The 6,018-nt window shown below is 75.8% G+C and carries 7 protein-coding genes; 4 read left to right on the forward strand and 3 right to left on the reverse strand.

Annotated features, from left to right (window positions below; genetic code table 11):
• On the forward strand, positions 1–576 hold a 576-nt coding region (locus AA75_RS49630; protein WP_033822019.1), incomplete at its 5' end, for a hypothetical protein.
• 110 nt (positions 577–686) lie between these two features.
• Positions 687–947, forward strand: a complete 261-nt coding sequence (locus AA75_RS22655; RefSeq protein WP_033822020.1) for a hypothetical protein — start codon at positions 687–689, stop codon at positions 945–947.
• Positions 948–1,008: 61 nt separating this feature from the next.
• Here the strand turns inward: AA75_RS22655 and AA75_RS22660 are convergent, their stop codons facing one another.
• The gene (locus AA75_RS22660; RefSeq protein ID WP_033822021.1) at positions 1,009–1,815 is read right to left on the reverse strand and encodes an RNA methyltransferase; all 807 of its coding nucleotides are present in this window, start codon (positions 1,813–1,815) and stop codon (positions 1,009–1,011) included.
• 145 nt (positions 1,816–1,960) lie between these two features.
• Here AA75_RS22660 and AA75_RS22665 point away from each other — a divergent pair, with 145 nt between their 5' ends.
• Together AA75_RS22665 and AA75_RS22670 are read left to right on the forward strand one after the other, a co-directional pair.
• The gene (locus AA75_RS22665; RefSeq protein ID WP_033822022.1) at positions 1,961–2,167 is read left to right on the forward strand and encodes a hypothetical protein; all 207 of its coding nucleotides are present in this window, start codon (positions 1,961–1,963) and stop codon (positions 2,165–2,167) included.
• Positions 2,168–2,173: 6 nt separating this feature from the next.
• The gene (locus tag AA75_RS22670; protein ID WP_033822023.1) at positions 2,174–2,536 is read left to right on the forward strand and encodes a hypothetical protein; all 363 of its coding nucleotides are present in this window, start codon (positions 2,174–2,176) and stop codon (positions 2,534–2,536) included.
• A 310-nt stretch (positions 2,537–2,846) separates the two neighbouring features.
• On the opposite strand, the gene cobA is transcribed toward AA75_RS22670, so the two are convergent.
• Entirely contained in the window at positions 2,847–4,079 is a 1,233-nt protein-coding gene (cobA, locus tag AA75_RS22675) for a uroporphyrinogen-III C-methyltransferase (protein ID WP_051813081.1), read from the reverse strand.
• A gap of 92 nt (positions 4,080–4,171) precedes the next feature.
• On the reverse strand, positions 4,172–6,018 hold a 1,847-nt coding region (gene cobT, locus AA75_RS22680), incomplete at its 5' end, for a nicotinate-nucleotide--dimethylbenzimidazole phosphoribosyltransferase (RefSeq protein WP_033822024.1).

Raw genomic sequence — 6,018 nt, forward strand, 5'->3', positions numbered from 1 at the left:
CCGCAGCGGCCCGGCACCGTGGCGTCGCCGCCGGCGGAGCAGCCCGCCCCGCTGTCCATCGACGGCGCCGGGGCGTCCGCGCCGCTGGCCACGGCGGCGCGCAGCGGCGGCGAAGCGGGCATCGCGCCCGCCTCGGGCCAGGTGCCGAGCGCGGACTGGCCGAACCGGTTGTACGCCGACCCGGGCGGCGGTCCGGCGGTCCGGCTGCGGGACGGGCACAGCACCGAGGGTCCGCAGACCGCGCTGACCACGGCGCTGCCGGTGCGCTACCGGGAGGCGCCGGGGACGGTGGTGGTGCTGCGCCGCACCGAGGGGTCGGTGCCGGTGGACCTGGTGCAGCTGTTCGGCTTCGCCGGCGACCAGCCCGTGCTGGTCGCCTCCCGGGCCTCGGCCGCAGATCCGCAGGCGGCGGCCGCCTGGCGGATCGACAACGGGGCGCTGCTCCGCGAGGAGCGGGTGTCGCAGACCGGCGCGGTCTCCACCACCCGCTACACCGTCCGCGCCGACGGCAGTCTGGAGGAGTCCTGGCCGGGTGCCGGGATCTCCGGCGGGGGTACGGGCCGGACCGCGGGCTGAGGGGTCATCGGACGGCCCGGCCGGCCGGGGACGCGATCCGCACGAGCCGCTCCGGCTCGCTGCGCCGTCTCCCGTCCCTGCACCTTCCCTGGGATTCGGGCCGGGGTCCGGTGTACGGGCTGAACGTCAAACTCGACCAGTGTGAGCAGGGCGGCACCGCCCGGGGCGTCGTCGGCCACGGCATCAGGTTCGGGAACCCCGGCGACCTGCCGATCCGGGGCGTCCGGGACGGCAGCGGTAGCGACCACACCGGCGTCCACCGCCCGGCCGACCGGACCTTCTACGGGACCGGGTACGACACCCACCTGGCCGTCCACCAGCAGCAGTTCGGCGGCCGGGGCGACCTGCCACTGGTCGGCGACCGGGGCTGACCGAGGGCCGCAGGCGCGCCGCCCGGGCCGGGTGGCGCGCCTGCGGCGTCCGCGGGGGTGCTCAGCCCGTCGTGACGGCGTAGAAGGCGACGGCGGCGGCCGCGCCGACGTTGAGCGAGTCGACGCCGTGCGCCATCGGGATGCGTACGGCCCGGTCGGCGGCGGCCAGCGCGTGGCGGGTCAGGCCGTCGCCCTCCGCGCCGAGCATCAGGGCGACGCGTTCCAGCCGGTGCGGGGCCGCCTCGGCGAGGTCGACGGCGTGCTCGGCCGGGGTGAGCGCGAGCAGCTGGAACCCGGCCGAGCGGACCGTCCCCAGGGCGGCGGGCCACGGGTCGAGACGGGCGTACGGGACCGCGAAGACCGCGCCCATCGAGGTCTTGACGGCCCGCCGGTACAGCGGGTCCGCGCAGTCCGGGGAGAGCAGCACGGCGTCCATGCCTAGCGCGGCGGCGCTGCGGAAGATCGCGCCGAGGTTGGTGTGGTCGACCAGCCCCTCCAGCACCGCCACCCGGCGGGCGCCGGACAGCAGGTCGGCGGCGTCCGGGAGCGGCCTGCGCTCCATCGAGGCGAGCGCACCCCGGTGCACGTGGTAGCCGGTGACCTGCTCGGCCAGGGCCGGCTCGACCAGGTGGACGGGCGCCTCGGCGGCCTCGATCACGTCGGCCATCACCCCGAGCCACTTGGCGGTCAGCAGCATCGACCGCATCCGGTAGCCGGCCTCCAGGGCCCGGCGGATGACCTTCTCGCCCTCGGCGATGAACAGGCCCTCCGCGGGTTCGCGACGGCGGCGGAGCTCGACGTCGGTCAGGCCGGTGTAGTCGGCCAGGCGCGGGTCGGCGGGGTCGGTGACGGTGCTCGGTTCGGACACGGGCCCGATCTTGCCCGGTCGGCGACCGCTAATCCAATCGGCCGCCGGGCGGGACCACCCGCTCCTGATCACCGGACGCCGCCGTGCGATGATCACAGCCGTACGGCGGGACGGTCGCCGGCGGTGGACCGACCGGAGGCCGGCTGTGTGGAATCCCTGGCGGCAGAGGCCTTCGGCGAGGGCGCGGCGGCTGCTCGACGCGGTGCGCGCCGACCGGCGGGAACTCGAGGACACCGCCGACCTGACGGTCTGCCGGGAGGCCGCGTTCCGGGCGGTCCGGGACGAGGGCGGCAGCCTGGGCCGGATGCTCGGCGCGGTCGAGGAGCTGCTGGCCGACGAGGCGGACCGCTAGTTCGCGGTGACCGCGCTGGAATGTGTGCAGAACCTGGTGTCCCACGGGCTGCCGGACGTCGCTTCGGCCCGGGACGCCGAGGCCGCGCTGGGTCCGCGCGGCGCGGCCTGCTGGCGCGCGCTGGCGGACTTCTGGACGGCGGCCGCCGCCTGGAACGCGGACAGCGGGCGTGAGCCGAAGGCCGCGGCCGAGCTGCTCACCGTCGAGAACCCGCAGCTGCGGCTGCTGCTGTGGACGTCCAACCGCTCCCTGCCGGACGGGCGCCGGATCGGCCTGGCCGACATCCTCCGCTTCGAGCAGACGACCGGCTCGGCCGTCCCCGGGTTCAGCCACCTCCCCATCGCCCGGCAGACCGCCGGCCAGGGCTGACCGCCGGGCGGCCGGGCAGATCAGCGGGCGAGGACCTCGACACCGCCGGCGGCCCCCGGGCCCAGCCAGCTCACCGTCGCCCGATCGGCCCGACGCTCGGTGGAGAGAACGTTGACGCCGCCGGCCACCCTCGGGTTCCGCCATCACGGCGTCGCCCGGCAGACCGCCGGCGGGCCAGGATCTCGGGAGCGTCGGCCGCCCCCAGATTCAGCGCCTCACCACCGCCCGGCGGGCGAGCGGGCGAGGACCTCGACACCGTCGGCGGCCCCCGGGCTCGGCCACCGCACCGTCGCCCGGCGGCCCGGAGGGGTCAGCCGGCGAGGACGTTGACGACGTCGCCGATGACGATCACGGCCGGCGGCTTGATCTGCTCGGTCTCGACGACGGCGGCCACCGTGTCCAGGGTGGCGTCGACCCGGCGCTGGGCCGCGGTGGTGCCTTCCTGGACCACGGCGACCGGGGTGGACCCGGCGCGGCCGTGCGCGATCAGCTCGGCGGCGATGGCGCCGATCTTGTCGACTGCCATCAGCAGCACCAGGGTGCCGGTCATCCGCGCGACCGCGTCCCAGTTGGTGAGCGAGCGCTCGCCCGGGCCGACGTGGCCGGAGATCACGGTGAACTCGTGGGTCATGCCGCGGTGGGTGACCGGGATGCCGACCGCCGCCGGGACGCTGATCGAGCTGGAGATGCCCGGGACCACGGTGACCGGCAGCCCCGCCTCCACGCAGGCCAGCAGCTCCTCGCCGCCGCGTCCGAAGACGTACGGGTCACCGCCCTTGAGCCGGACCACGAACCGGCCCGCCTTGGCGTGCTCGATCAGGGTCCGGTTGATCGCCTCCTGGGCCATGAAACGCCCGTACGGGATCTTCGAGGCGTCGATCACCTCGACGTGCTCGGGCAGTTCCGCCAGCAGCTCGCGCGGGGCCAGGCGGTCGGCGACCACCACGTCCGCGTCGGCCAGCAGGCGGCGGCCGCGGACCGTGATCAGGTCGGGGTCACCGGGCCCGCCGCCGACCAGGGCGACGCCCGGGGTCCGCTCGCGGTACTGGCGGGCCGCCAGCGAGCCGTCCCGCAGCCCCTCGACGACGGCGTCGCGCAGGGCCGCCGAGTGCCGCGGGTCGCCGGTGAGGACCGCGACGGTGGCGCCGCCGTCCCGGCCGCTGGCCGGGGTCCAGGCGGTGGCGGCGGCCGCGTCGTCGCTGCGGGCGCAGAACACCCGCCGGCGCTCGGCCTCGGCGGACACCGCGGTGTTGACGGCCACGTCGTCGGTGGCGACCAGCACGTACCAGGCACCGTCCAGGTCGCCGTCGGCGTAGCCGCGGCGGTGCCAGGTGAGTTCACCCGCGTCCGCCATCGCGTGCACGGCCGGGGTGGTGGCCGGCGATATCAGCTGGATGTCCGCCCCCGCGGCGATCAGCGCCGGCAGCCGGCGCTGCGCGACCTGGCCTCCGCCGACCACCACGACACGGCGGTCGGTGAGCAGCAGGCCCACCGGGTACGGGGTCAGACCCTCGGTGCTGGGGTGCGGCTTGGGCGCGGTCATCGGCGGTGCTCCTGGGTGGGAAGGGTGGAACTGCTTACGACGGTGTCCCCGTACCGGCGCGCCCTCGGGCCGGTACGGGGACTGCGGAGGCGTCAGGCCTTCTCGGTGACCCCGGCGGAGTCGAAGGTGGCTACATCGTGCATCGCCCGGGCCGCACTCTGCACCAGCGGGAGGGCCAGCAGTGCGCCGGTGCCCTCGCCGAGGCGCAGGTCGAGGTCGATCAGCGGACGCAGGCCGAGCTTGGCGAGCGCCGCCTGGTGGCCGGGCTCGGCGGAGCGGTGGCCCGCGATGCAGGCGGCCAGCACCTCGGGCGCGATGGCCTTGGCGGCGAGCGCGGCGGAACCCGCGATCACCCCGTCGAGGATCACCGGCGTGCGCAGCGAGGCGGCGCCCAGCAGGAAGCCCGCGATGGCGGCGTGCTCCAGGCCGCCGACCGCGGCGAGCACCGCGATCGGGTCCGCCGGGTCCGGCCGGTGCAGCTCCAGGGCGCGGCGGATCACGTCGACCTTGCGGGCGTGGGTCTCGTCGTCGATACCCGTGCCGCGGCCGGTGACCTCGGCCGGGTCGGCGCCGGTGAAGACCGAGATCAGCGCCGAGGAGGCGGTGGTGTTGGCGATGCCCATGTCGCCGGTGATCAGCACCTTGTTCCCGGCCGCGACCAGGTCCCGGGCGGTCTCGATGCCGACCTCGATGGCCTTCAGCGCCTCGTCCCGGGTCATCGCCGGGCCCTGGGTCATGTCGTCGGTGCCGGGCTTCACCTTGCGCGGCAGCAGGCCGGTGGTACGGCCCTGCTGGACCGGCTGCGGCAGGTCGGCCTTGACGCCCACGTCGACCACGCAGACCTCGGCGCCGACCTGCGCGGCGAAGGCGTTGACCACCGCTCCCCCGGCCAGGAAGTTGGCCACCATCTGCCCGGTGACCTCCTGCGGCCAGGGCGTGACGCCCTGGGCGTGCACACCGTGGTCACCGGCGAAGATCGCCACGCAGGCGGGCTCCGGGATCGGCGGCGGGCACTTGCGGGACAGCCCGCAGAGCTGGGCGGCGATGATCTCCAGCATGCCGAGCGACCCGGCGGGCTTGGTCATCCGCTTCTGCCGGTCCCAGGCCTCGCCGAGGCACTTGGCGTCCAGCGGCCGGATGCCGCGCAGGGTGTCGGAGAGCAGGTCGTGCGGCTCCTCGCCGGGCAGCGCCCGGTTGCCGTACTGCTCCTCGTGGACGACCCAGGACAGCGGGCGCTTCTTGGCCCAGCCCTGCTGCTGCAGCTCGGGCTCGTCCGGGAACGCGTCCACGTAGCCGACGCAGAGGTAGGCCACCACGTCCAGGTGCTCGGGCAGGCCGAGCTCGCGGACCATCTCCTCCTCGTCGAAGAAGCTCACCCAGCCGACGCCCAGGCCCTCGGCGCGGGCGGCCAGCCAGAGGTTCTCGACGGCCAGCGCGGCCGAGTACGGCGCCATCTGCGGCTGGGTGTGCCGGCCGAGGGTGTGCCGGCCGCCGCGGGTGCGGTCGGCGGTGACCACGATGTTGACCGGGGTCTCGAGGATGGCCTCGATCTTGATTTCCTTGAACTGCTTCGCCCGGCCCTTGGGCAGGGAGTCGGCGAACGCGATCCGCTGGCGCTCCGCGAGGGCGTGCATCTTCTGCCGGGTCTTCGCGGAGCGGATCACCACGAAGTCCCAGGGCTGGGAGTAGCCGACGCTCGGCGCGGTGTGGGCCGCCTCCAGCACCCGGATCAGCACCTCGTGCGGGATCGGGTCGGGGCGGAAGCCGTTGCGGACGTCCCGGCGCTCGCGGATCACCTGGTGGACGGCCTCGCGGCCGGCCTCGTCGAAGCCGGGTGCGGCGGGCGGGCGCTCGACCGCGGCGGGCTCGGCGGCCGGTTCCCCGGCGGTGCCGGGCTCCGCCGGGGCGGGCTCCGCGGCGGGCTCGGCGGGGGGCCCGG

Origin of the sequence: Kitasatospora sp. MBT63 (assembly GCF_000710465.2) — a bacterium.
GTDB lineage: Bacteria > Actinomycetota > Actinomycetes > Streptomycetales > Streptomycetaceae > Kitasatospora.